24 protein-coding genes are annotated in these 25,649 nt (G+C 70.2%); 18 read left to right on the forward strand and 6 right to left on the reverse strand.

Annotated features, from left to right (window positions below):
• Positions 1–36 precede the first annotated feature (36 nt).
• From ACLBXX_RS04155 to ACLBXX_RS04230, 16 genes are all read left to right on the forward strand, one after another.
• Positions 37–330: a hypothetical protein gene (locus tag ACLBXX_RS04155; protein ID WP_387143810.1), complete on the forward strand. Its 294-nt coding sequence runs from the start codon at positions 37–39 to the stop codon at positions 328–330.
• Positions 331–337: 7 nt separating this feature from the next.
• On the forward strand, positions 338–1,561 hold the full coding sequence (locus ACLBXX_RS04160) for a hypothetical protein (RefSeq protein WP_447656950.1): 1,224 nt from the start codon (positions 338–340) through the stop codon (positions 1,559–1,561).
• 43 nt (positions 1,562–1,604) lie between these two features.
• Complete coding sequence (locus ACLBXX_RS04165) at positions 1,605–2,222, forward strand: hypothetical protein (RefSeq protein WP_447656951.1); 618 nt, start codon at positions 1,605–1,607, stop codon at positions 2,220–2,222.
• A 1-nt stretch (position 2,223) separates the two neighbouring features.
• The gene (locus ACLBXX_RS04170; protein WP_447656952.1) at positions 2,224–2,841 is read left to right on the forward strand and encodes a hypothetical protein; all 618 of its coding nucleotides are present in this window, start codon (positions 2,224–2,226) and stop codon (positions 2,839–2,841) included.
• A complete protein-coding gene (locus ACLBXX_RS04175; RefSeq protein WP_447656953.1) occupies positions 2,838–3,605 on the forward strand; it encodes a hypothetical protein in 768 nt (255 codons plus the stop codon). Before ACLBXX_RS04170 ends, ACLBXX_RS04175 begins: the two co-directional genes overlap by 4 nt.
• Before the next feature lie 163 nt (positions 3,606–3,768).
• On the forward strand, positions 3,769–4,056 hold the full coding sequence (locus ACLBXX_RS04180) for a WXG100 family type VII secretion target (protein WP_116194191.1): 288 nt from the start codon (positions 3,769–3,771) through the stop codon (positions 4,054–4,056).
• 83 nt (positions 4,057–4,139) lie between these two features.
• Positions 4,140–4,442: a hypothetical protein gene (locus ACLBXX_RS04185; protein WP_447656954.1), complete on the forward strand. Its 303-nt coding sequence runs from the start codon at positions 4,140–4,142 to the stop codon at positions 4,440–4,442.
• Positions 4,439–5,566, forward strand: a complete 1,128-nt coding sequence (locus tag ACLBXX_RS04190) for a hypothetical protein (protein WP_447656955.1) — start codon at positions 4,439–4,441, stop codon at positions 5,564–5,566. The genes ACLBXX_RS04185 and ACLBXX_RS04190 overlap by 4 nt, the downstream gene beginning before the upstream one ends.
• A 1-nt stretch (position 5,567) precedes the next feature.
• A complete protein-coding gene (locus tag ACLBXX_RS04195; protein WP_447656956.1) occupies positions 5,568–6,209 on the forward strand; it encodes a hypothetical protein in 642 nt (213 codons plus the stop codon).
• Positions 6,210–6,213: 4 nt separating this feature from the next.
• Entirely contained in the window at positions 6,214–6,885 is a 672-nt protein-coding gene (locus ACLBXX_RS04200) for a hypothetical protein (RefSeq protein ID WP_447656957.1), read from the forward strand.
• Between the two features lie 10 nt (positions 6,886–6,895).
• Positions 6,896–7,636, forward strand: a complete 741-nt coding sequence (locus tag ACLBXX_RS04205; RefSeq protein ID WP_447656958.1) for a hypothetical protein — start codon at positions 6,896–6,898, stop codon at positions 7,634–7,636.
• Positions 7,637–7,683: 47 nt separating this feature from the next.
• Positions 7,684–8,136, forward strand: coding sequence for a hypothetical protein (locus ACLBXX_RS04210; RefSeq protein ID WP_447656959.1), 453 nt, complete (start codon positions 7,684–7,686; stop codon positions 8,134–8,136).
• A gap of 61 nt (positions 8,137–8,197) precedes the next feature.
• A complete protein-coding gene (locus tag ACLBXX_RS04215; protein WP_447656960.1) occupies positions 8,198–9,781 on the forward strand; it encodes a DNA-3-methyladenine glycosylase 2 family protein in 1,584 nt (527 codons plus the stop codon).
• Positions 9,778–10,287, forward strand: coding sequence for a methylated-DNA--[protein]-cysteine S-methyltransferase (locus ACLBXX_RS04220; protein WP_447656961.1), 510 nt, complete (start codon positions 9,778–9,780; stop codon positions 10,285–10,287). Before ACLBXX_RS04215 ends, ACLBXX_RS04220 begins: the two co-directional genes overlap by 4 nt.
• 399 nt (positions 10,288–10,686) lie before the next feature.
• A complete protein-coding gene (locus ACLBXX_RS04225) occupies positions 10,687–12,546 on the forward strand; it encodes an ABC transporter ATP-binding protein (RefSeq protein WP_447656962.1) in 1,860 nt (619 codons plus the stop codon).
• Positions 12,528–14,357, forward strand: a complete 1,830-nt coding sequence (locus tag ACLBXX_RS04230; RefSeq protein WP_447656963.1) for an ABC transporter ATP-binding protein — start codon at positions 12,528–12,530, stop codon at positions 14,355–14,357. Before ACLBXX_RS04225 ends, ACLBXX_RS04230 begins: the two co-directional genes overlap by 19 nt.
• 218 nt (positions 14,358–14,575) lie before the next feature.
• Here the strand turns inward: ACLBXX_RS04230 and ACLBXX_RS04235 are convergent, their stop codons facing one another.
• The 6 genes from ACLBXX_RS04235 to ACLBXX_RS04260 are packed head-to-tail and all read right to left on the reverse strand — an operon-like array spanning position 14,576 to position 22,187.
• Complete coding sequence (locus ACLBXX_RS04235) at positions 14,576–15,490, reverse strand: N-acetylglucosamine kinase (RefSeq protein ID WP_447656964.1); 915 nt, start codon at positions 15,488–15,490, stop codon at positions 14,576–14,578.
• The gene (locus ACLBXX_RS04240; protein ID WP_447656965.1) at positions 15,487–16,458 is read right to left on the reverse strand and encodes a glycoside hydrolase family 113; all 972 of its coding nucleotides are present in this window, start codon (positions 16,456–16,458) and stop codon (positions 15,487–15,489) included. The genes ACLBXX_RS04235 and ACLBXX_RS04240 overlap by 4 nt, the downstream gene beginning before the upstream one ends.
• Complete coding sequence (locus tag ACLBXX_RS04245; protein ID WP_447656966.1) at positions 16,455–18,959, reverse strand: glycoside hydrolase family 2 protein; 2,505 nt, start codon at positions 18,957–18,959, stop codon at positions 16,455–16,457. Before ACLBXX_RS04245 ends, ACLBXX_RS04240 begins: the two co-directional genes overlap by 4 nt.
• Positions 18,956–19,864 (reverse strand): carbohydrate ABC transporter permease, encoded by a 909-nt coding sequence (locus tag ACLBXX_RS04250; protein ID WP_310247568.1) that lies wholly within the window; start codon positions 19,862–19,864, stop codon positions 18,956–18,958. The genes ACLBXX_RS04245 and ACLBXX_RS04250 overlap by 4 nt, the downstream gene beginning before the upstream one ends.
• Positions 19,861–20,853, reverse strand: coding sequence for a carbohydrate ABC transporter permease (locus tag ACLBXX_RS04255; RefSeq protein ID WP_447656967.1), 993 nt, complete (start codon positions 20,851–20,853; stop codon positions 19,861–19,863). The genes ACLBXX_RS04250 and ACLBXX_RS04255 overlap by 4 nt, the downstream gene beginning before the upstream one ends.
• A gap of 20 nt (positions 20,854–20,873) precedes the next feature.
• Positions 20,874–22,187, reverse strand: a complete 1,314-nt coding sequence (locus tag ACLBXX_RS04260; RefSeq protein ID WP_447656968.1) for an ABC transporter substrate-binding protein — start codon at positions 22,185–22,187, stop codon at positions 20,874–20,876.
• 291 nt (positions 22,188–22,478) lie between these two features.
• Here ACLBXX_RS04260 and ACLBXX_RS04265 point away from each other — a divergent pair, with 291 nt between their 5' ends.
• Both ACLBXX_RS04265 and ACLBXX_RS04270 read left to right on the forward strand, forming a co-directional pair.
• A complete protein-coding gene (locus ACLBXX_RS04265; protein WP_447656969.1) occupies positions 22,479–23,504 on the forward strand; it encodes a LacI family DNA-binding transcriptional regulator in 1,026 nt (341 codons plus the stop codon).
• Entirely contained in the window at positions 23,501–25,636 is a 2,136-nt protein-coding gene (locus ACLBXX_RS04270) for an alpha-galactosidase (RefSeq protein WP_447656970.1), read from the forward strand. Before ACLBXX_RS04265 ends, ACLBXX_RS04270 begins: the two co-directional genes overlap by 4 nt.
• Positions 25,637–25,649 lie beyond the last annotated feature (13 nt).

Below are 25,649 nucleotides of genomic sequence, written 5' to 3' on the forward strand. Positions count from 1 at the left end.
AGGGCGGACGAGTCGGATCGGGAATGAGGAGACCCAGTGAGCGTCAAAGTCAGCTATGACGACCTCGGTGCACTGAGCACGCAGCTGAAGAGCATCATCGACGAGTTCGAGCATGCGGGCAGCCGCCGCCGCGACCTCGAGGGTGCCGTCGACCGCCCGTACGAGCTGGGTGATCTGAAGGACGCGGCGCACGACTTCGAGGGCCGCTGGGACGATCGCCGGAAGCGCCTGATGGACAGCTGCAAGGGACTCGCGGAGCATGTCGACGGCGTGATCGAGGGTTTCCAGGACTTCGACGAGGAAGCCGGCAACCGAACCGGCGAGAGATGAGCCGACGATGACGACAGTGCTTCCGTACATGCCCTCGCAGACGCCGAGGGGAGGAAACCTCATCGAGCACCTGCGCGGCGATGCGGGCGACGTCCAGACGCGTGGTCAGCAGATCGTCGACCTCGGTGCCGACATGTCCGCCGCGTGGACGCTCATCAAGCAACTGGTCGACAACGGCGCCGACATGGAAGGCAGCACCGTCGACAAGCTCCGCGACGTTGCGGGTGAGGTCAGCGGCGATCTGTCGAAGGCGGCCGAGCTGTACGCCGCCGTCGGGCCGCACATCCTCACCTATGGTCAGGAGCTCGAGACGTCGAAGGCCGCGATCGATCCGATCGTCGACGACCTGATCGAGTTGTGGGCCGCCTACTACTCGCTGTCGCGCGCCGCCGACACGGCTGAGGGCGCCGTTCCGCGAGAGCCCGATGACGATGCCGATGCCGATGAGCAGTCGTCGTACGACACCGCGAACGCCAATGCTGTCGAGAAGCGGGGTCTCGCCGACGCCAAGCGCGGCGAGTGGGACGCGCGGGCCGGTGAGTACGACACGGAGTGGGACAGCTGGCACACCGCGTTCCAGACCGCGGCCACGAACATCAAGGAAGGCTTCAGCGGCAAGATCGAGGACTCCTGGAAGGACGACCTGCGAGGTGCCCTGGAGTTCCTCTCGAACGTCCTCGCCGTGGCCGGCATCGTGCTCGCGGTGCTGGCGATCGTCGTGGGCGGACCCATCATCGCCGCACTCGCGGCGATCGTCGCCGTCGCGACGCTCGCCGTCGCCCTCACCCGCAAGCTCGCGTTCGACGACGGAAGCTGGGTCGACGTCGCTTTCGGCGTCATCGGCGTGGTGCCGTTCATCGGCCCCGCGGCGCGTGGCCTGCGCGGACTGGGCGCCCCCGGGGGCTGGCGCGCACTCGGAACGGCGTTCGGCGACGACGCCGCCCGCCTGTTCGGCGTCGGTGCGACGGGGATCGACGACTGGGCCTCGGGGCTGAACCGCCTGCAGGGAACCGGGTTCGGCGCGAAGGCCGTCGACTTCACGACGGGCCTCTTGACCGGTCAGAACATGGCGCATTGGGCGGACCCCGCGGTGATGACCGGCGGGTGGAACATCGTCGAGGGTACGGCCGGCGTCTGGGCGACGCAGCTCGGGATCGCCGGGTGGATCAAGGACACCGCAGGCGGGGCGTTCCCGGGGTCCTTCGATCCCGACCAGAACCCGTTCTCGTGACGGGGATTCCGCTGCGGGTCGTGGGTGATGGAAGACTGGCATGGTGAGTGACCTGCGCGCGGAGTTGGCCGGAGGCGCCGGAGCGACCGTGCCGAGGTATCGCATGCTGCTGCCGCCCGGGTGGCGGTCGTACGACATGGGGGCCGACACCGAGCGCGATCTCGTCGCGGCGGCGAAGGCACGCCTTGCCGAGGCCGGCCGACCCGACCTGGGGGCGGCGCTCGCTGCGCAGGTGAAGGACGCCCTGGCACAGCTGAAGGGCCAGGACGCGTTCGCCTACGCCCTGCCGGCCGAGAGCTCGCCCACCTGGGTGCTGGGCTCTGCGAGCCTCGTGGGCCTGCGTCGTCGGTCGACGCCGCAATGGACGCTCGACGACATCGTCGAGGATGCCGTGCGCAATCGCGGCGGCGTCCCGATCGGCGAAGGTCACCGCATGGTGCGCTGGACCGAGCGGCGCCCGACCCGCGTCGACGGCGTCGACGCGGTGAGCTTCCTCATCCACTACCTGATCCCGATCCCCGGCACCCGGCGCACGCAGGCCGTCCAGTGGACGGCCACCGTGGCCCATGGGGCCGACCTGGCGTCCGATGACCCGGTGCTGCTGGCGTGGCTCGCTCTCTTCGACAACCACATATCCTCGTTCACCTGGAGCGTCAGCTGAGATGCAGTTGAACCTTCGCTTCGACCGGGAGCACTGCATCCCGGTCGACTTCCCCGCGCACTCGGCGACCGATCGTTCCGAGTGGGCACGCGCGACGGCGGCCGACTTCGTCGCGCGCACGGGGCTCGCCCGCGAAGCCGCCGGCCCGATCGCCGCGGCGCTCGACGATGTCGCCCGGCTAGCCTCGGACGACAGCCGCAGCCTCGTCATCGTCGGCATCGACGGTCGGGTGATCGCGCCATTGACCGTGTTCGCGGTGGATGGTGCGCTCAGCGAGGCCGATCAGGCGGCGTTCCTCTGGTCGCCCTCGGCGCAGTTGCCGGCGACGACTGAGGTGATCGAGACGGATAACTTCGGGATCGGCATCTCGGCGACGCTTCTCGAGCGGCACGGCGACCGGGAGTTCGGATTCGAGCGCTGGCTGTTCTTCGGCGAAGACGCGACTGTCGCCGCCATTCTCGGCCCTGTCGCCCCCTACGGGCTGGCCTTCGTGGAGGAGGCGGCGAAGGCGGTGCTGCGGCAGTCCACGCTTGAGGGCTTCGTCGCGTCGAGCGACCGCGTGCGCGTCGACGCACTCGACCGCGCCGTGGTGCGCTTCGGAGAGGAATGGCCGGCATGACCGCCAGATCGCTGACAGAGCTCGTCGACGAGGCATCGTCGTGGACGCCCGTGGATTGGTGGCGCCTGGAGCTGCGGTCATTCTCGCGCACCGCCGCGCAGCGCCCCCTTGCCGTGCTCGCGCCGGCAGAGGCGATGTCGGAGCACCGCGGGGTGACGCTGGGCAGTTTCATCCAGGGGCTGGCGTATCTCTTCGCCGTCGCCGCTCCGGTGATCGCCGCCGCAGCCATGGTGCGGTGGGTCCTCGGCGATACCGCGTACGATTTCCCTCTGGCCTTCGCAGGCACGATCACGCTGGTCAGCCTGCTGGTGACGGGGTGGAGTGAGCTGCAGCGGCTGCGCCACCCGCGTGCGTCGCGAGCGTCGGCCGTGCGAACGCTGGCGCTCATCCACGTCATCCCCGGGCTCATCACGGCTCTCATCGCACTCACGGCCGGCGCGCCCTTCCTGCAGGGCGGCGCATGGGTGTGGATCGCCGTGGTCGCCGCCGACATCGTCGTCCACGTCGTCATCCTGATCCGCGGTCCGCTGCCCGCGAGCGGACCGCAGAACGAGCGCGAGAATCTGCAGTGGAGCATCCGCGAGATCCCGCCTGGCACGCTCGCCGAGATCACGGCGCGCCGGGATGAAGCGATCCGGCGTCTCGCCGATCGCGGCCTCGTCGAGCCGGGCACGGCGACGCGGGCGCTCGCGACCGCGCCGGGAGAGTTGGCCCTGACGCTTGCGCCCGAGCTCCAGAAGTCGGACCCGCAGCGCTCGCGTTGATGGTCGCTGAGGCCGATCTCACGCCCGGCGGTGCTGCGGCGCGACGGTGACCGGCGGCATCCGATCCCATGGGGAATGGTCCCCATGGGCTCCGCCGGGTGCTCCGGTTAGCGTGGAGTCATCGGCCCGACGGGGGTCGGGAATCTGAGTGAGGGAGTTGACGATGGCCGATTTCGGTGCTTCGTATGCGGAGATGGAGCAGGTGGCGTCGTCGCTGTCGCAGGCTCGTGATGACATCCAGGGTCAGTTGGACGCGCTGAAGAGCCAGGTGGACACGCTGCTGGGTGAGGACTTCAAGACGCAGCACGCGTCGGGGAAGTTCGGTGAGGGGTACACCGAGCTGACGACGGGTCTGAAGGGTGCTGTGGACGGCATCAACGACATGTCGGAGTCGCTGCTGGGCATGATGCGTGCCATTCAGGACCTCGACCAGCAGCTCGCCGGCGGCTGAACCGCCCCGCAACGCAAAGCTCGACTGTCTGACCGGAGCGCCGCTCCTGCGGCCTCCGGTCAGCCGTCCTCGGAGAGACTGCCATGACCGATGTGCGGATCGACTACGACGCGATGAACGCGAGCCGGCACGCGTACGCCAACATGCGGACGGTGCTGGACGACGCCACGGGCGCGCTCTCGAACGTGTCGGGCTCGGCGGTGCCGCAGGACGAACTCCGTCGGCGCCTCGAAGACCTGCACGGGTCATGGGGCGGCGGCATGGACAAGCTCGCCCGCTACGCGGAGGATGCCGGCACCGGCCTCCAGGGCATCCTCGAGGCGTTCCAGGGCCTGGACAGCGAACTCGGAGCGAGCATGGTGCCCCAGGAAGGCAGCGCGGCGTGACCGACTTCAGCGCCCTCGGGTTCGACCCCGCACCGGGCGACCTCGCGACCCTCGACAGCTACGTCGACGCGCTGTCGAACGGCTGCGACGGCGTGGACGACGCGCTGTCGATGCTCGACGGCGGCGACGACGCCGACTGGGTCGGGCTCTCTGCCACCGCTTTCCGCGCCTCCATGAGCGAGGACTTCCGCCCGCAGCTCGCCGACACCGGTGAGGCGCTGCGCACATCGCGCAACGCCCTGCGCGCCTGGAGCACCCAGCTCGCCTCCTTCCAGCAGCGGGCGAGGGTGCTCGCCGAGGAGGCGGATGCCGCGGCCGCGCGGGTCGCCGCGTGCGAGACCGCGCACACAGCGGCGGTGAAGCACAAGGACGACGACGACGCGAACCCCGACGCCGTGTCCGACGCGGCCCTCGCGCTCGGGAGCGCCGGCGACGACCTCGAGCAGATCCGCGCCTCCGCCCGCAGTCTCAAGGCCGAGGTCGACGACGAGGCGACGGTCGCGGCGCGCTCGCTCAACGACGCCGGCGGCATCCTCGACGACTATGCGGGCAACGCATTCTCGAACTTCCTGGGCGACGCGGGTGAATGGCTCGCCGACGCCGGCAACTGGCTCATGGAGAACGTGGTGCCGATCCTGGAGGACATCCTCCGGGCGGCGCTGCCGATCATCGCGATCCTGTCGCTGTTCATCCCGGTCCTCGGCACCGTGGCGCTCATCATGTCGATCGCCCTCGTCGCGATCGACGGTCTCCAGGCCCTGACCGGGCGGGGGGACTGGACGGACTTCGCGGTCGGCGCCCTGGGTCTCCTGGCCGGTGGTGCCCTCGGCATGGCGGCGAAGTCGCTCGTCGGTCCCGGTGGTCAGGTGCTCATCCCGTCGATCCAGCAGATGACCCCGGCGCTGGCCGGCGGCGGCACCGCGGCGGGATCGCTCGCGGTGGCCCTGAACGTCAACCTCCCGAACCTGGTCTCGAACACGTACTGGACGATGTCGCAGGCGAAGGACGCGCACGACAACGGCGAGAGCTTCGTCGACAGCCTGAGCGGCCCGTGGCAGAACCTCGCCGAGCGCGTCGACAACACGATCCAGGGCAACGGTCCTCGCACGGATGAGGAGCTCTGAGATGGTGACACCGAGAACGAGCGGCGATCGCGTGTGGCAGCGGATGCCGCAAGGGTGGATCGAGTTCCGCTCGTTCGGCGACCGCACGCCCCAGGAATGGCTGGACTGGTATCTGGCCGGCGGTGAGGGCTGGCTCCCCGACGACGCACGCGCCGCGATCGTGGCGGGCTTCCATGCCGGGGTCGCCGCGTTCGAGGGAACGGACTTCGACTCGGCGGGAGTCTCGATCACGCTCGGCGAGCGCCCGGCCGTCAGCTTCCTCTGCACGAACGTGGTGAGGGTGGCGGCAGGGACGGATGCCCCGTCCCTCGAGTTCCACCGTCTCTTCCCGCTCGCGCGGTTCGGCGTGGATTCCGCGGCCGAGACCTTCACCGCGCCCGACGGGCGCGTGGGAACGGTCGCCTCCGGCACGCTGCAGCTCGGTGGCAGGGCGGTCGTCACGACGGTCGGCGAGATCCGCCTGCCCGCCGGCGACGGGACGATCCTCGTGATGGGCATGTGCACCGACATCGGCCAGCGCACCGAGCTGGCCGTCCTCGCCGCCTTCACACTGTCGACGACGCAGGTGCTGCCCGACGGCGTCGAGCCTGCTCCCCTGGAAGCGTCGGCGAGCGGGAGCGACCTGCCGCACGCCGTAGCCTGACGGTATGGCTTTCGCACTCATCCTTCCGGCTTCGCGCCCGTGGATCGACGTCCCGAGCGGTGAGAAGGCGGTGGCCGAGGCGGATCGCGTGGCGGTGCTCCTGCGTGCCGATTACGAACGCTGGTCGCGCTGGTCGCTCGGGCTGGTGTGCTTCGCGGGTGCGGCGCTGGGCGTGTTCGTCGTCGGCGGGATGCTCGACGCGATCGTGGCGCTCGGCGGGGCGGTCGCCCCGGTCGACGTCGTCGTCATCGCCATCGCCTCTGTCGTCGCCCTCGCCGGGGCCGTGGGGCTCGTGCGGCTGTGGCAGACCGGACGGACGCTGACGCAGGCGGCGACCGAGTGGCTCCGCCTGCCGTACCGTCAGGGCGGTCGAACTCGGCGCGGAGGCGGCTGGGTGCTCGCCCGCACGACGAACTTCGACCCGCCCCTCTTCGCCCGGCTCACGACGGCCACGCTCGCCTTCCTGCTGGCGATCGGGGGAGTGGCGCTCGCGTTGCGCGATCTGGCCGCCGGTTCGTTCGTCGGCCTCTCCGCGACGGCAGGGCTCGTCGGCATCATCGCCCTCGCCTGCGCACTGGGCCAGGCCGGCGGCGTCGTCCGGATCGTCTCGGGCGTGAGCGAAGGCGATCCACTCTGGCACCGTGTGCGCTCGGCGTTCGTCCGCAGCGACGAGTAGGCGTCGGCGCGTGACCGATATCTCTGCCGATCCATGGCGGCAGTTCATCCAGTCCGGCCGCGCCCTGCGGCTGGAGGTGGACCGCCCGCAGCTGACGGCGACCCTGCAGCGCAACACGCGCTACCTGCTCGTGACGGGCGGCATCTGCGCCGTGGGGACCGCGGTCATCGTGGGTCTGCTTGCGACGGGCATCGGCCGCGCGGTCACGTTCGCGCTGCTCGGGATCCTGCTCGTCGTCATGCTGGGCAACGTCGGGCTGGGCCTCGTCTCGCGCCGCCGTGTGCGGAAGACCATGGCGGTGGAGGGCACGTTCATCGAGGTCGACGCGGCCGGCGTGCGACTAGCCGGCGTCCCGCCGCTCGCGTGGGCGCAGGCGCTGGGTGTCGTCGTATCCGACAACCGGGCCACGATCGGCGAGGGCAAGGCTCTCGCACGCCGGCTGCGCACGCTCGCGTACGGCACCGGCGGCTCGCTGAACTCCATCGTCATCGGCCTGCACGACATGCGCACCGTGCGCACCGGGGCACGCGGTCCCCGTGTCGCGTCGCTCGACCTGGGAATGCACGACCACGGCGCCGTCGTGCTGAACCTCGATGTCGCCCTCGACCACGAGCAGTGCGATCAGGTCCGCGAGGCGCTGCGCGCGGCGACCGCCCTCAACAACGTTCCCTTCCGTTGGACGGCCGACAACGGCACGGTCGCGCGGGCCACGCTCGAGATGGGTCGAGGCGACCGGCTGACCATCTCCTGATGCTGTACAGCGCCGGCCTACGAGGAGTCCGAGAAAGAGGGGAACTGATGGAGCGCTTCGAGACGAGTGCGCCGTTCTACGAGTACCGGGGAGAGCTGTTCCGACTCCACTCGGGAACTGCGACGGCCAAGCGGGTATGGGTCGAGGGTGAGCTCACCTCGGAGCGGTTTCCTGACGCGCTGGAGTTCGGCGCCGACTCGGCCGAACCCTGGGTGCTGCTTCCCACCGAAGCATTCGACGCACGGTTCCAGCGGACGGTCTCGGGCCGATGGAACGGCGTACCGGTCCACGTAGTCTCGCAGATCGAGCGGGGTCGGAATCGTGGCCTGGTGCGGATCTCGTACGCGGGAAACCATCCGGACGAGGCCAAGGCTGCCGGTATGCCCGGTGACCAGCACAACGGGTGGGGTGGCGACGTGCCCCCGTCGGAGATCGCCGACATCTCGGTCGAGATGACCGAGCGGGAGCGCATGCAGAAGAATCGGGATTCCTCCGGGTGAGCCGCACAGCCGTGTCCGATTTCCGCGAGCCGATGTCGGGGGAGCGTGTCAGGCTAGGGGCATGAGCCTGGTCATGACGTTCGACGAGAGGTACCGCGCGATCGATTCGCGCGACGCCCGCTTCGATGGGCAGTTCGTCACGGCGGTGCGCTCGACCGGCATCTACTGCCGCCCGAGCTGCCCCGCGCGCACGCCGAAGCCCTCGAACGTGACGTTCTATCCGACCAGCGCCGCCGCGCACGAGGCGGGCTACCGCGCGTGCAAGCGGTGCCTGCCCGAGGCCGCGCCGGGGTCGCCGCAATGGAACCTGCGGGGCGATACCGCCGGTCGTGCGATGCGGCTCATCGCCGACGGCGTCGTCGAGCGCGAGGGCGTGCCCGGGCTCGCCAGCCGGCTCGGCTACTCGCCGCGGCACCTGACGCGGCTGCTCACCGCCGAGCTCGGCGCCGGTCCGCTCGCCCTCAGCCGTGCGCACCGCGCGCAGACCGCACGCATGCTGCTCGTCGGCACCGACCTCACGGCCGCCGACGTCGCGTTCTCGAGCGGGTTCGCGAGCGTGCGCCAGTTCAACGACACCATCCGTGAGGTGTTCGGGATGCCGCCGCTCGAGCTCCGGGCGCGGCGCCGCGTCTCGCGGCATGAGGGGCCGGGTGCGGCGGGTTCGGCGCCCGGGGTCACGATCGACCTCGCGCTTCCGCACCGCGGCGCTCTCGATGCCCCGGGACTCTTCGCATGGATGGCGGCCCGTGCCGTCTCGGGTGCCGAGGCGGCGACGGCGTCGACCTTCGCCCGCACGATCCGCCTGCCCCACGGACCCGCGTGGTTCGAACTCCGGCTCGACGACCTCGAGCGCGTGCGGCTGCGCGCTGCGCTCACGAACCTCGCCGACCTCTCGACGCTCGTCACGCGCGCGCGTCGCCTCTTCGACCTCGACGCCGATCCCGACGCGGTCGACGAGTCGCTGGCGCAGCATCTCGAGCTCGCCCCTCTCGTCGAGGCGCTGCCGGGCATCCGCGTCCCGGGCGCCGCAGATCCGCACGAGATGCTCATCCGGGCGATGGTGGGGCAGCAGATCACCGTCGTCGCCGCACGCACCGCGCTCACGGCGCTCACGGCTGCGCTGGGGGAGGAGGTCCCCGCCTTCGCAGGGATGCTGTCGCCCGCCACCGACCCCGACGACAGCCCCGTCCGGCTGTTCCCGACCATGGCCGCGATCGCCGAACGGGGCCCCGAGGTGCTCCGCGGCCCCGCCGCGCGCATCCGCGCCATCACGGGCGCCGCCGCGGCCCTCGCCGACGGCTCGCTCACCCTCACCGCCGGCGACGACGCGGTCGAGCAGCGCGCCGCGCTCCTCGCGATGCCCGGCATCGGCCCGTGGACCGCCGACTACGTGCGCATGCGCGTGCTCGCCGACCCCGACGTCTTCCTCCCGGGCGACGTCGCGGTGCGTGCCGGGGCTGCAGCCGTCGGGCTTCCCGCCGAGGCGCGCCCGCTCGACGCGTGGGCCGCCCGCACGGCCCCGTGGCGCAGCTACCTCACCGCCCACCTCTGGCGCGCCGTCCCGCCGAAGCCCGCCGCACCGCGCCGGGTCGCGGCATCCATCATCCCCACACCGTCACCCACGACCACCGGAGGCATCTCATGACCACCGCCACCATCCAGACACTCGACACCCCCGACGGCGCGTTCACGCTCCTCGCCGACGACGACGGGCGCGTGCTCGCCTCGGGGTGGACCGCCGACGCCGACGCGATCCTCGGCCGTCTCGCGGACCGCGTACGCCCCTCATCCGTCGAGAAGGGCGAGACGGATGCTGCGGCCGCTGTCGCCGCCTACTACGGCGGAGACCTCGGCGCGATCGACGACGTCGCCGTCGCGCAGTACGGCACCGCGATGCAGCTCGCCGGGTGGGATGCGCTGCGGCGGATCGCCCCCGGTCGACCGCTGACCTACAGCGAGTTCGCCGTCGAGCTCGGGTCTCCGAGTGCGGTGCGGGCCGCGGCATCCATCTGTGCGCGCAACGCGCCCGCGCTCTTCGTGCCGTGCCATCGGGTGCTGCGCACCGACGGCACGCTCGGCGGGTTCGCGTGGGGACTGCCCGTCAAGCAGCGCCTGCTCGACCGTGAAGCGGCGGTGCCCGCGCTCATCTGAATCGCCCGCCTCAACCGCTTTCCGGGGGACCGGAAAGCGGTTGTTGCTTTCAGAGAATTCTCAGGTATATGCTGGAGGGCTGTCGCGTCGCTACGACCTAGCGGAGTGCGCAGCCCTTTCCGCTGAGCCCAAGGAGGAAGAAATGTATCAGGCCGCCATCGCCGCGAAGACCGCCTTCGTCCTCCGTCCCGCGGGACCCCGCGCCGTCTCCCGGCTGCCGCGTCCCCGCGTTCAGGGGTAGTCCGCCTCCTCGCACCTGCCGGCCCGGCCGGATTCGGCATACCGCCGTCCTCCGGAGCGTTCCTCACCGAGGAAGCTCCTCTCTCATGACAGCGCTCCCACACGGCGCTGTCGCCTCGCGACCCGACGACGGGTCACCGCAACACCCCCACAAGGATCATGACCACCACCGCCCTTCCTGAGCGATCAGAACAGCCGCAACGGTCCGAACTGTCCACCTTCACAGCCCTCGCCCGGCTCCTCCCGTTCGCGAAGCCCGTGCTTCCGCGTCTCATCATGGGCGCCGCCAGCGCGCTCGTCGCCAGCCTGCTCGCGCTGACGATCCCGCTCGTGCTCGAGCAGGTGGTCGGCGGCCCGATCGCCTCCGGCGACATCGCCATGATCGGGTGGGGCGCCGCCGCGATCCTCGCGCTGGGCCTCGCCGAGGCCCTCATGGTCTGGCTCCGCCGCTGGTTCGTGCTCGGCCCCGCGACCATGGTCGAGTACGAGCTGCGCCAGACGTTCTACTCGCGCCTGCAGCGCCTGCCGGTCTCCTTCCACGACCGGTGGCAGTCCGGGCAGCTGCTGAGCCGCATGATGCAGGACATCAGCATGCTGCGCCGCTGGCTCGCCTTCGGCGTCGTGCTGCTCGTCGTCAACGTGATCACCATCGTCGTCGGCACCGCGCTGCTGTTCCGCTGGCACTGGGCGCTCGGCACGATCTTCCTCGTCACGTCCGCCCCGCTCTGGTACGCGGGGTACCGGTTCGAGAAGTCCTACGGCACGCTCGCGCGCCAGTCGCAGGACCAGGCCGGCGACCTCGCCACGTCCGTCGAGGAGAGCGTCCACGGCATCCGCGTGCTCAAGGCCTTCGGCCGCGGCAAGCACGCGCTGCAGAAGTTCACGCGACAGGCCGAGACGCTGCGCGAGACCGAGCTGAGCAAGGCCCGGGCCGTCGGCTGGATCTGGTTCTGGCTCGTGCTGCTGCCCGACATCGCGTTCGCGCTGTGCCTCGGCGCCGGCATCTACCTGACCGCCATCGGTCAGCTGCAGGGCGCAGAGCTCATCGCGTTCTTCGCCATGGCGACGGTGCTGCGTTGGCCGATGGAGTCGATCGGCTTCCTGTTCTCATTCCTGCTCGACGCGCGCACCGCGACCGACCGCATCTTCGAGGTGTTCGACGAGCAGAACACGATCGTCGACCCCGAGGAGCCGGCCACCATCGCGAAGCCGCGCGGCGAGCTCGCGTTCGAAGGCGTGCACTTCCGGTATCAGGATGCTGCGGAGCGCGAGCGCGACCTGCTCGACGGCGTCGACCTCGTGCTCCGGCCGGGCGAGACGATGGCTCTCGTGGGCCTGACCGGGTCGGGAAAGACGACCCTCACGACGCTGCCGACGCGGCTCTACGACGTGACCGGTGGCCGCGTGACGCTGGACGGCGTCGACGTGCGCGATCTGACGCTCGCCGAGCTGCGCCGGCACATCGGCATGGCGTTCGAGGACGCGACCCTCTTCTCCCAGTCGGTGCGTGACAACGTGCTGCTGGGCCGCGAGGATCTCGTGCCCGGCAGCGACGAGGCCGAGCGCGTCATGCGCGAGGCGCTCGAGGTGGCGCAGGCGTCGTTCGTCGACGACCTGCCGGACGGCGTCGACACGATCATCGGCGAGGAGGGCCTGTCGCTCTCGGGCGGCCAGCGCCAGCGTCTCGCGCTCGCGCGCGCCGTCGCCGCACGGCCCGCCGTGCTCGTCCTCGACGACCCGCTGTCGGCGCTCGACGTCGACACCGAGGCACTCGTCGAGGATGCGCTCCGCGAGGTGCTGCACGAGACGACCGCGCTCGTGGTCGCGCACCGCCCGTCGACGGTCACGCTCGCCGACCGGGTGGCGCTGCTCGAGGCGGGCCGCGTGACCGCGGTCGGCACGCACTCCGAACTGCTGCGCACCAGCGAGCACTACCGACACGTGATCTCGAGCCTCGAGGTCGAAGAAGCCCGGCTCAGGGCGAGACAGGAAGACCAGGAATGGGAGGTGACCCTGTGAGCACCACGGTGACCGGAACGAGCGGCGAAGACCGCTCCGATTACACGCGCGATGAGAGCAAGGCGATCCGCAAGCGCTCGCTGCGCCTCCTCGGCTCGCTCATCTCGCCGGTGCGCGCGCAGCTGATCCTCGCGGGCGTCGTGCTCGTCGTCTCGACCGCACTGCGCGTCGCGGGGCCGTGGCTCATCGGTGTCGGCATCAACAACGCGCTGCCGGCCGCGGTCGAGCGCATGGACTGGGCGCCGACGATCCTCGTGGTCCTCGTGTACCTCGTCACGGCTCTCGGCGGCGCCGCCCTCATCGGGTGGTACGTGGTCGTCGCCGCGCGCCTCACGCAGGCGATCATGCTCGACCTCCGCAAGCGCATCTTCCTGCACACGCAGCGGCTGAGCCTGGAGTTCCACGAGTCGTACACGTCGGGCCGCATCATCTCGCGCCAGACGAGCGACCTCGACACCATCCGCGAACTCCTCGACGGAGGCCTCAACGAGCTGGTCTCGGGCATCCTCTACGGAGCGTTCACGCTGGTCGCGCTGTTCCTCGTGGACTGGCAGTCGGGCCTGATCCTCACGTTCATGGGCATCCCGCTGTTCCTCCTGATGCGCTGGTTCTACACGCGCTCGCAGCTCGTCTACCGCGAGTCGCGCGTCGTCAGCGCGAAGGTGATCGTCAAGTTCGTCGAGACGATGACGGGCATCCGCGCCGTGAAGGCCTTCCGCAAGGAGGGGCGCAACGACGAGGAGTTCGGCGGTCTCGCGCTGGACTACCGCGACGTCAACATGCGCTCGATCCGCCTGTTCGGCACGTTCGAGCCGGGACTCATGGCGGTGGCGTCGTTCACGCTCGCGATCGTGGTCGCGTGGGGCGGCATCCGCGTCGTCGACGGCGCGATGGAGATCGGCTTCCTGCTGTCGGCGGTGCTGTACGTCCGCAACTTCTTCTCGCCGCTGCAGGAGGTCGCGTTCTTCCTGAACTCGTACCAGTCCGCGACGGCGGCGCTCGAGAAGGTGTCGGGCGTCCTGGAGGAGGAGCCCACGGTTCCCGACCCCAAGAACCCGGTCGACCTGTGGGCCGCGAAGGGCCACATCCGGTTCGACGACGTGCTGTTCGGGTACTCGCAGGACCGCGTCATCCTTCCGGATTTCTCGCTCGACATCCCGGCCGGTCAGACGATCGCGCTCGTGGGGACGACGGGTGCCGGCAAGTCGACGCTCGCCAAGCTCGTGTCGCGGTTCTACGACCCGACCCGCGGTGCGGTGACGCTCGACGGCGTGGACCTGCGCAGCCTGCACCCGAAGGATCTCCGTCGCGCGATCGTCATGGTCACGCAGGAGGCCTACCTGTTCAGCGGCACGGTCGCCGACAACATCGCGCTCGGCAAGCCCGACGCGACGCTCGACGAGATCCAGGCGGCGGCTCGCGCGGTCGGAGCGGACACCTTCATCCAGGCTCTTCCCGACGGCTACGGCACCGACGTCAACAAGCGCGGCGGCCGAGTGTCGGCGGGTCAGCGCCAGCTGATCTCGTTCGCACGGGCGTTCCTCGCGAACCCGGCGGTGCTGATCCTCGACGAAGCGACCGCGTCGCTCGACATCCCGTCGGAGCGCCAGATCCAGGACGCGCTGCAGACGCTGCTCGCCGACCGCACCGCGATCATCATCGCGCACCGTCTGTCGACGGTCGCGATCGCCGACCGCGTGCTCGTCATGGAGCGCGGCGAGATCATCGAGGACGACACCCCCGAGGAGCTCATCGGCGGCACCGGCAAGTTCGCGCAGCTCCACGCCGCTTGGCGGGAGTCGCTCGTCTGACCCACGTCTGAGACCCCGGATGCCCCGGCCCCCTGTCCACACTCAGGGCCGGGGCATCCGTCGTCTTGTCTCTTCTCTTCCGAGCGCCGCGCCGCCCGCAACAGGTCAACCGGGCTTCCACAGGAGCGAATCCGACTGGGGGCGCCTGCAGAAGCCCGGTTGACCTGTCGAAGTGGTGGGGCAGGGCTCGAGGCGCGGCCGGGTTCCACGACCGTGGATCAGGCGTAGGCGACAGAGACCGCGTGGGCGAGTGGATGCTGCGGCGCGAGGCCCGCGAGGGCCGCGGCGCCGTCGATGCCGTGGCCGAGAGGCTCGACCAGCGTGGCGTCGAACTCGCTGGCGGCGATGTGCGAGGCGAAGGCCTCGCGCAGCTGCGGGGAGCGGAACACGCCGCCGATCGCGCACGCGGCGAAGTGCTCGCGCTCGTCGTCGGAGCGCACGCGGCGCAGCGCCGTCTCGACGCTGTGGGCGAGCTCCCCGCCGGCGCGGACGGTGATGTTCTGCGAGACCGGGTCGCCCTCGGTCGCGAGTCGCGCGACGTGGGCTGCGAAGGACGCGATCACGCTCACGCGCTCGGGGTCGGACTGCAGGTGGATGTACGCCTGGCTGAGGTCGGGCCACCGCTCCTCGGCGACGGCGCGCAGCGCGGTCGCGGGACCGCGGCCGTCGTACTCGCGCATCACGGCGTCGAGGGCCTCGCGGCCGATCCAGTAGCCGCTGCCCGCGTCGCCCATGAGGTAGCCCCAGCCGTCGACGCGCGCCACCCGCGAGGCGCCGACCGCGAGCGTGACCACGCCGGTGCCCGCCGCGACGACCGCGCCGCGAGTGTCGCCGAGTGCCCCGAGGAACGACGTCGTCGAGTCGTGCGCGAGGATCACCTCGTGCACGCCGGCGTCGTCGATCCGGGCGAGGAAGGCGGCAGCATCCGATTCCCGTGTCGTGAGACCCGAGACGCCGGCGCTCACGACCGAGACCTCGGCGCCGGTGCGCTCGATCGCGGCGTGCGTGACGGCGGCGAGCTGGGGCAGGAGGGGCTCTCCGGTGCGGATGCCGGGGAACACGATGTCGTGCTCGCGCACGCGCACCTTGATCCCGGTCTGGCCTGCATCGATCGCCAGCACTGCGGCGGTCATCGCGAGACCCCCGCCGCGAGTGCCGAGTACTGTGCGCGCAGATACTCGCCGGCCGGCTTGCCGTACGGGCAGTAGTCGTCGTTGAACTCCGCCTCCTCAGCGGAGTACAGGCGTGCAGGCCAGTCCCACAACATGAATCCCCCCACCCACGCGCGCTGCGCGCACGCCTCGAACATGACCCTGTAGTACCGCAGTTGCTCGCCGGGGGAAACCTCCCCGGGCAGCGACCAGTCGTTCGGGCGATCCGGCGATCCCTCGCGCGAGGGGCACCCGGCCTCCATGAAGAAGAACGGCTTGCCCGTCGCGGCGACGGCCGCCTCGATGCGGTCGAGTTCGGCCTCCCACCGGTCGACGGGGTAGTAGCCGCTCGAGCTCACGACGTCGACCGCATCCCACCAGCCGAGGCGGTCCTCCTGGTACTTGTCGCAGTTGTACGTCACGATGCCGGAGTACTCGGCCCGCACGGCGGCGATGAGCTCGCGCCACTCGGCCTCGCGGGCGTCGGCGCGCACCATCTCGCAGCCGACACAGAGCATCTCGCAGCCCTCCGCCTCCGCGAGGCGCGCGGCGTGCACGATGAACTCGCGGTACGACGCGAACCACTCGCCCCACGTCGGCTCGCCCGGGACGTCCTGGTCGAAGAACCCGATGTGCGCGCGCCACGTGCCGTCGGCGACATTGACGACGGGCTTCAGACACACCTTCAGCCCGAGCGCCTTCGCCTCGCGGATCGCCCACACGATCTCGTCGTCGGTCACCGTCGGCTCCTCACGGAACCGCACCTCGGTCGACTGGGCGGTGTCCTGCAGGGCCGCGTACGCCAGCGCGGTCCAGTTCACGCCGTGGTCGGCCATCAGCCGCAGGGACTCGGATGCCTCGGCCGTCGCCCATGTTCCGCGCACGCCTGTCCATCCCCAGGTCATTCCGGCCACGTACGGCCCGAGCGCCCGGGTGGTCTCGGCGGTCACGAGGCGACCAGCTCGTTGGCGGTGCGCAGCACGCGCGGATCGGAGAGGACGGATGCGGCGAGCCCGTCGCCGTCGTGACGCACGACGAGCGTCGCGCTCTCGCCTGGCAGCAGGGTGACGAGCGCATCGGAGGCCACGGCATCGGGGTCGACCTTGTCGACGAGGAGCGTGAGGTCGCGCACCAGTGTGGAGGCGGTGAGCGTGACCTGCGTGCCGTCCGCCACCGGCTCGGTGTGCACCTCGACGCCGGCCGCACCGAGTGCCGAGTCCCGGGGTTCGGCGAAGAACCAGAATCCCCGGACGTCGTCCACGCCCGCCACCACGAGCTCGGACGCCACGTCGTCGGCACCCGCGATGTCGGCGGGCAGCGACACGGTCAGCGTCTCGCGCGGGGCCAGCGAGACCGGGGTCGCGAACCGGGCGAGCTCGTCGCCCGCGAACCCGAGGCGGCGCGCCACGACGTCGCCCTCCCACGGCTCGTGCGTGTCGTTGACGAGCACCGCGGCCAGACCGCCGTCGCGGGGCTGGATCGTCGCCAGCCGAGGGGCGAAGGCGTTCTTCAGCCCGTAGTACAGCGGCTTGGGGCGCTCGTCGCCGTCGATCGCGGCCCACGAGGTGACCGGCCAGCAGTCGTTGAGCTGCCACACGATCGCGCCCTGCGTGTGCGGCGCCCACGAGCGGAAGTGCTCCAGCGCGGTGCGCACGGCGAGCGCCTGGTTGAGCTGCATCGCCCAGTGCCAGTCCTCCATGGCCTCCGGCATCCGGAAGTGGGGGATCAGCCCGTTCGAGAGCTTGGTGTTGCCCTCCATCGCCTTCTGGTGCACAATCATGCCGGGCGATTCGGGGGTCAGCGGCGCGTCCGACACGGAGCGCACGAGGGTCGACCACGCCGGCGGGCCCTGCCAGCCGAACTCGGCGACGAACCGCGGCGTGTGCTCCCGGTAGGTGGGCCAGTCGCGACGGTTCCACTGCTCCCACAGGTGCATCGAGCCGTGCTGCTCGTCGTTGGGGTGCGGACCGGTCTGCGCCTCGCCGTCCCAGCCCATGCCGGGGCTGAACGGGCTGCCTGCCGCGTACGGCACGTGCGGTGCGAGCTCGGCGACGAGCGAGGGGAACAGCTCGTAGTAGTAGTGCGCGCCCCAGGTCTTGCCGTCGAGGCGCAGCTTCCAGCCCCAGTCCTCGTAGCCCCACAGGTTCTCGTTGTTGCCGGTGAGCAGCACGAGGGACGCATGGTGGCTCAGCCGCACGATGTTCTCGCGCGCCTCCGCCTCGACCTCGGACCGCAGCGGATCCTCCTCGGCGTACGCAGCGCACGCGAACAGGAAGTCCTGCCAGACCAGGAGTCCCATCTCGTCGGCCAGCTCGTAGAAGTCGTCGGACTCGTAGAGCCCGCCTCCCCACACGCGGATGAGGTTGAGGTTCGCGTCGAGCGCCTGCTCGAAGCGGCGGCGCACGCGGTCGCGCGTGACGCGCACGGTGAGTGCGTCGTCGGGGATCCAGTTCACGCCCTTGACGAACACCGGCTGGTCGTTCACGACGAGCGTGAACGGCGTGCCCGCGTCGTCGGGCGTCATGTCCCAGCGCACGTCGCGGAAGCCCACCACGCGGTGGGTCGCGTCGAGCACATCCGGTCCGTCCCCGTGGAGCCGCACGTCGACCACGTACAGGGGCTGCTCGCCGTAGCCTGCGGGCCACCACCGCTCGACGGCGTCGAGGTCGAGGCGCACCCGCGCCCGGTCGCCTTCGACCTCCACGAACGCACCTGGCAGTGCGCCGTCGCCCAGTCCCGGGCCGTTCACCGCGATGCTGACAGTGAGAGGAATGGATGCTGCATCCCCCGCCCGCTCGAGCTCCACCTCCACCGTGACCGTGCCGCCGTCGCCGTCCGGTGTCGCGACGACGCGCGTCTGCGCGAGACGCGCGACCGACCAGGACTCCAGCGCGACCGGCTTCACGATGCCGCTCGTGTAGGTCGCGATGCCCCAGTCCCATCCGAAGCTGCACGCGGACTTGCGGATCGCGTCGTAGGGGAGCGGGTACGGGCGCTGGCGCACGCCGAGTGCGACGCTCTGCTCGTTCGCGTACTTCACCGGGGAGCGGAAGCGCACCACGAGCTCGTTGTCGCCCTCGACGAGCGCGCCGCGCACGTCGAACCGGTAAGAACGGTGCTGGTTCGCCGTCGACCCGACCTCGCGACCGTTGAGGAGGATCGTCGTCACGGTGTCGAGCCCCTCGAAGACGAGATCGGTGCGGTCCGCGGCATCCTTCGTCCATACGAACGTCGTTGCGTACGTCCAGTCGACGAGTCCGATCCACGCCAGCGCCGACTCGTTGTCGTCGAGGAACGGGTCGGGGATCAGACCCGCGGCCAGGAGGTCGGTGTGCACGCACCCGGGGACGGCGGCGGTGACGGCATCCGCGAATCCCTCGGGAGCAGGTCCCGCGGAAGCGCGGAGCGTCCAGCCGGCGTCGATCGGACGGAAGGAGAGGGAAGAGGTCACTTGACGGCTCCTGCGGTGAGGCCCTTGTAGATCCAGCGCTGAAGCAGCAGGAAGGCGATGAACGTGGGGATGATCACGAGGATCGTACCCGCGGCGATCACCTCCCATTGCGCGCCGTACGGGCCCTTGAATCGGAACAGGGAGGTCGAGATGAATCCCTGCGAGGGCAGATAGAGGAAGGGGAGGTAGAACTCGTTGTAGATCGCGATGCCCTTGATGATCACCACGGTCGCGATGGCCGGCCGCAGCAGCGGCAGGATGATGCGCCAGTAGATCGTCCACCGGTTCGCGCCGTCGATCATCGCCGCCTCGTCGAGCGAGACCGGGATGGACTGCATGAACTGGATGAACAGGTAGATCGCGATGATGTCGGTGCCCATGAACAGGATGATCAGGGCGGCCATCGAGTCGTACAGACCGAAGGCGCTGATCAGCTGGAAGGTCGCGACTTGCGTCGTGACGCCGGGGATCAACGTCGCGATGAGGAAGAGCGCGAGCACCAGCCGCTTGCCGCGGAAGTTGAAGCGGTCGAGCGCATAGGCGGCCATCGTGCCGATGAAGATCGTGCCCACCAGCGACACAACCAGGACGATCGTGGTGTTCACGAAGCCTTCGAGCATCTTTCCGCTGACGAACGCGGTCACGAAGTTGTCGAAGTTCAGCCAGTTCGACGGCGGCGTGAACGGCCCCGTCTGCGCGTACTCGGGAGCGGTCTTGAGCCCGGCGAACAGCAGGACCGACAGCGGCAGGATCGTGACGACGGCCGCGACGATGAGACTCGTGTACTTCGCTGTTGTGGCGCTTCCCGAGCGCACGCGCTCGAGGGGCGAGCGTCCGCGGATCTTCGGCTCGGGCGGGCTGGTCCGCAGCGGCATCGTGCGGAGCGGTTCTTCGGTGGTGGTCATGTGAGATCGACCTTCTCGTCGGGGAAGACTCGGCGCTGGATCCACGTCACGACCAGCACCACGATCAGCAGGACGACGGCCATCGCCGAGGCGAGGCCCACCTGCCGGTAGCTGAAGGCGGTCTGCAGCGTGTTGATGACGAACGTGGAGGAGCCGTTCGCGCCGCCGGTCATCACGAAGGGCACCTCGAACACGCTGAGGCTGCCGGCGATCGCGAGGATCACCGTGAGGCCGACCACGCGGCGGATGCCGGGGAAGATGATCGCCCAGAACTGCGCCCAGCGGTTGGCACCGTCGATGTCGGCCGCCTCGTAGAGCTCGTGGGGGATCGACTGGATCGCGCCGAGGAACAGCACGAATCCCATGCCGGTGTAGCGCCAGACCGAGGTCGCGGCGAGCGACCAGTTGACGACGTCCGGGTTGCCGAGCCACTGCGGCGGCTCGGTGACGCCGAACCAGCTGAGGACGGTGTCGAGGGTGCCGCCGGGCTGGAACAGGTACAGGAAGACGAATCCGACGGCCACGCCGTTGATCAGGTAGGGGAAGAACAGGACTCCGCGGAAGAAGCTGGAGAACCGCGTCGAGAAGCTCAGGATCGTCGCGAAGTACAGTGCGATGGCGATCTGGAAGAACGACGCCGCGAAGTAGTAGAGGCTGATGAAGAAGACCGAGAAGATGCGCGGGTCGGTGAAGACCTGCACGTAGTTCTCGAGTCCGACGAGGTTCTTCTGCTGGTCGAGGCCGTCCCAGTCGGTGACGCTGTAGTAGAACAGGTTGATCGCCGGCCAGTAGGTGAACAGCAGGAGCAGTCCCACGGCCGCGGCGAGGAACAGCCACGGTGTGAGGTGCTGCATCACGGTGCGCCCCGCGGAGCCGCCGCGCCGGGTGCCGGCTCCGCGGGAGATCCCGCGAAGCCGGCGCCCGCGCAGGGGGGCGGACAGGGCGGCGGGGGCATCCGCCGGTGCTGCGCCAGGAGTTGCGATGGCCATGTCTCTGCCGCCCCCTTCCGTCAGCCCTTGAGGCTCTCGACCGCGGCGCCCCACTTCTCGTTGAGCTCCGCGAAGTAGCTCTCCTTGTCGCCGTCGGCGGCGCCGCGGGCGATGTCGACGAGCTTCTGGCGGTAGATCGGGCCGTACAGGTCGATCTGCGCCTCGTTCGCGGTCTCGGTGAGGAGCGCCTCCTTGCCGGCCGGGGCGGGGTTGATCTCCATCAGCTCGACGCCGGCAGCCTCGAAGTCGGTGAGCGACTCGGGGAGCGGGTCGTCCTTCAGCGTCGAGACCATCCCCTGCACCTCGGTGTAGTCGGACTCGCCGACGATCCACTGGATGAACGCCCAGGCGGCGGCCTTCGACTTCGAGTGCTTGCTGACGCCGAGGTTGTAGTCGCCTCCGATCACGGCGTACTGCTGGCCGTCGACGTTCGCCGGGAACGCGAAGAACCCGATGTCGTCGGCCGAGGCGCCGTTGTCTTCGGCGGCGGCCTTCATCTGCGACACGGCCCATGAGCCGAGGGTCATCGCGGCGACCTCGCCGGTGCCGATGAGCACCTTCGACTGCTCCCAGTCGGTGGTCAGCGGGTCGTCCTCGGTGAGGCCGGCGGCGACGCTGTCGTACAGCAGCGAGTCGATCGCGTAGATGTCGGTGCCTTCGGTCCACGGCGCCGGGTCTTCGGCGAGCGTGATGGACGCGTCCGCGTCGTCGGTCACCCCGCCGAGGTTCCCGAAGCTCTGCGTGAGCGGCCAGCCGCCCTTGTAGTTGGTGTACAGCGGGATCGCGTCGGTGTTGTCCTTGACTTTCTGGAGCGCGTCGAGCCACTCGTCCTCGCTGGTCGGCAGCTCGGTGACGCCGGCCTCTTCGAAGACCTTCTTGTTGTAGACCACGCCGTTGGCGTTTCCGCCCCACGCGATGCCGTACTGCTCGCCGTCGTAGCTCGCCGCCGGGAGGAACCGGTAGGTGTCGCCGAAGTCCGCCGTCTTGCCGAGCGGCTCGAGGAACTGGTCGAACTGGTCCGGCTGGATGGTGGGGATGCCGATGACGTCGCCGTAGTTGGTCGTCGACATGCGCGTCTGCATCTCGGTGGCGTAGTCGGTGACCGCCTCGATGGTGACGTTGACGTCGGGATACTTCTTCTCGAACTCCTCGACGTACCGGTCGTACGTGCCGTCCTGCACGAGGTCGGTGCGCCAGGTCAGGACCTTGATGTCGCCCTTGACCTCGCCGTCGATCGTGTTGTCGGCGTCGCTCGCCCCGCCGCCCGCGCAGCCGCTGATCGCGACCGCGGCGGTCGCCAGCAGCGCGATGCCCGCGAATGCCTTCTTCGCCATGTGATGTCTCCTTGTCAGGTTCGCCCTTGAACTGCCGGTGCGCGTCGTCGCACCGTTGCGTGGTTCGTCGCGCCGTCAGAGTAGAGCGATTCGAAGCGTTTCCGCAAGCGTTCGATGTCATCGCTGTCTTGTCCTGTCCGTTCGGCATAGTTCAAAGAAACAAGCCTCTTGAACTGGGATTATTTTGTAATCTGTCAGCCCTTCGATGCTCCGATGTCTGTGCAATGTCCTACGTGGACATTTCCGCGCGACTGGTGCTAGCGTGAACCCCGCCGGCAAGGAGGCCCCCTGATGACCGTTCAGCAGCGCGCGACGCTCGAAGACGTCGCGCGGCTCGCGGGAGTGAGCTCCAAGACGGTCTCGCGCGTCTTCACGCACCGCGACCTCGTCGCGCCCGAGACCGTCGAGCGCGTGCTCGGCGCCGCGAAGCGGCTGCGTTTCCGCCCGAACCCGCTGGCGCGCAGTCTGCGCCGCGGCGGCCCGACGAACACGATCGGGTTCATCATGGGCGAGCTGAACAACCCGTTCTACTACAAGCTCGCCGCGGGCATCGAACGCGAGCTGTCGTCGCACGGCTTCTCGCTCGTCGTCGCGACGACCGACGACACCGCCGAGGGAGAGGAGCGCGTCGCGGACGCCCTCCTCGGCCAGCGCCTGGGCGCGCTGCTGCTCATCCCCGTCGCCGACGACCAGTCGTACCTCGAGGGCGAGCGCCATCTCGGCACGCCGGTGATCGCGATCGACCGGCCGGCGCGCAACCTCGTCGCCGACTCGATCGTGCTCGAGAACCACCGCGGGGTGTTCGACGCGACGACGCGACTGCTCGAGCGCGGCCACCGGCGCATCGGCTACATCTGCAACCCGGCGTCCGTCTACACGCAGGCCGAGCGCCTGCGCGGCTACCGCGATGCCCTGGCGGCCTACGGCATCCGCGACTCCTCGGCGTGGGAGCGCCTCGAAGACGACCTGTCGCGACCCGCCGACGGCCTCATCGCCGATCTGCTCGACCGCGACGACGCGCCCACCGCCGTCATCACGGGGAACAACCGCGTCACGATCGACGCGCTGCGCGTGCTGCGCGACCTCCACGACGACGGCCGCACGGCCCTCGTCGGCTTCGACGACTTCGACACCGCCGACGTGCTCGGGGTGACCGTGATCAGCTACGACCCGCTCGCACTCGGCAAGGCGGCCGCGACGCTCGCGATCGAGCGCATGCAGGATCCCGCCGGCTTCACCCGCCAGCTCGAGATGCCGACCTGGATCGTCGAGCGCGGCACCGGCGAACGCACCCCCGCAGAGAGGACCACCGCATGACCCCCGGCTTCATCCGTCTCGAGAGCGAGGGCGTCGGCGTGCTCGTCGACGCCCGCGGCCCGGGTCTTCCGCACGTGCTGCACTGGGGTGCGCCTGTCGGCAGGATCACGGATGCCGATGCCGACGCCCTCGCGAAGGCGCTGAGCCGGCAGACCGCTCCGGGCACGCTCGACGCCGCGTGGCAGGTCTCGCTGTCCCCGCAGGAGGGTGACGGCTGGACGGGGCGCCCCGGGATGCAGCTGCGCCGCGACGGCGTCGTGCATCACGCGCGGTGGGACGTGACAGGCCTCGAGGCCGACGACCGGTCGTTCACCGTCGAGGCGCGGGATGCGGCATCCGGTCTGCGTCTGTCGATCACGGTGGGCATCGAGGCCGGCGGTGTCGTGTGGGTGCAGCACGCGCTCGCGCACGAGGGAGCGACGGATGCGGCGCCGGTCGACGTCGACTGGCTCGAGGCGACGCTGCCGGTGCCGTCGACGACCGACACCCTGCTGACGTTCGACGGCCGCTGGACGCGTGAGAAGCGGCCGGTCGTGACGCCGATGCCCGCCGGCGCCACCGTGCGGCAGACGCGTCGCGGCCGCCCCGGACACGACAACCCGGTCGCGGCGATCGCCGGGATCGGGGCGCCGCGCTGGCAGGACGGCGCCTTGTGGGGCGTGCACCTCGCGTGGTCGAGCGACCTCACGACGCGGGTCGACCGCATCACCGACGCGGTGACGCTGATCGGCGCCGGCGAGCTGCTGCGCCCCGGCGAGATCCGGCTCGCGCCGGGCGACGAGTACCGGGCGCCGCGCACGGCCTTCGTGTACACGGCCGAGGGTCTCGACGGTTTCGCGCACCGCGTGCACACCTGGCTGCGGGCGCGGCCGCAGCATCCGTCGTCTGTCCGCCCTCTCGTGCTCAACACGTGGGAGGCGGTGTACTTCGACCACGACGCCGACCGGCTCGCCGCGCTCGCCGAGCGCGCCGCCGAGGTCGGCATCGAGCGGTTCGTGCTCGACGACGGGTGGTTCCAGGGTCGCCGTGACGACTCGACGAGCCTCGGCGACTGGGTCGTCGACCGGGCGGTGTGGGCCGACGGTCTGGGTCCACTCGCGGCGCGCGTGCACGAGCTCGGCATGCAGTTCGGACTGTGGTTCGAGCCCGAGATGATCAGCCTCGACTCCGATGTGGCGCGCGCCCACCCGGACTGGCTCCTGCACCACGCGGGGCACCTCGACCACGATCCGGCGGTGTCGTGGCGCGGGCAGTACGTCATGGACCTCGCGAATCCCGGCGCGTACGCCCACGTGCTCGGACAGATCGACGCGCTCGTGGGCGAGCTCGGCATCGACTTCATCAAGTGGGACCACAACCGCGACCTCGTCGAGAGCGTGCACGACGGGCGTCCCGGCGGGCACGCCCAGATGACGGCGGTCTACCAGCTCATCGCGGAGCTCAAGTCGCGGCATCCGTCGCTCGAGATCGAGTCGTGCTCGAGCGGGGGTGCGCGCACCGACCTCGGGATCCTCGAGGTCACCGACCGGGTGTGGGCGAGCGACTCGAACGACCCGGTGGAACGCCAGGACATCCAGTGCTGGACCGGCCTGCTGCTGCCGCCCGAGCTCGTCGGCGCGCACGTCGGCCCGACGACGTCGCACTCGTCGGGGCGCACCACCGCGCTGTCGTACCGGATGGCGACGAGCCTCATGGGCTCGGCCGGGTTCGAGTGGGACATCCTCTCGTGCGACGACGACGAGACCGCCACGATCACGCGGTTCGCGGCGCTCTACAAGGAGCTGCGGCCGATCGTCCACGGCGGACGGATGCTGCACCCCGAACTGCGCGACCCCGCCTGGCGTGCGACGGCCTTCGTCGCCGACGACGCGGCGGTCGTCGTCGTGGCGACGGTCGCGAGCCTCGAGGACGCCCGCGCCGAGCGCCTGCGCGTGAACGGGCTCGACCGATACCGTCGCTACCGTGTGCGCGTGCGCCGCGAGATCGGCGCACCCGCCTACGGCTGGATCGCGCCGGAGTGGTTCACCGCCGGCGAGATCGAGCTCCCCGGTTCGCTGCTCGCCGAGGTGGGCCTCCAGTTGCCGACGCTGTGGCCGCTGCAGGCTTTCGTGCTGCACCTCGAGGCCCTCTGATCAGGGCCGCGGT

It is taken from the genome of Microbacterium sp. C23T (assembly GCF_053345975.1).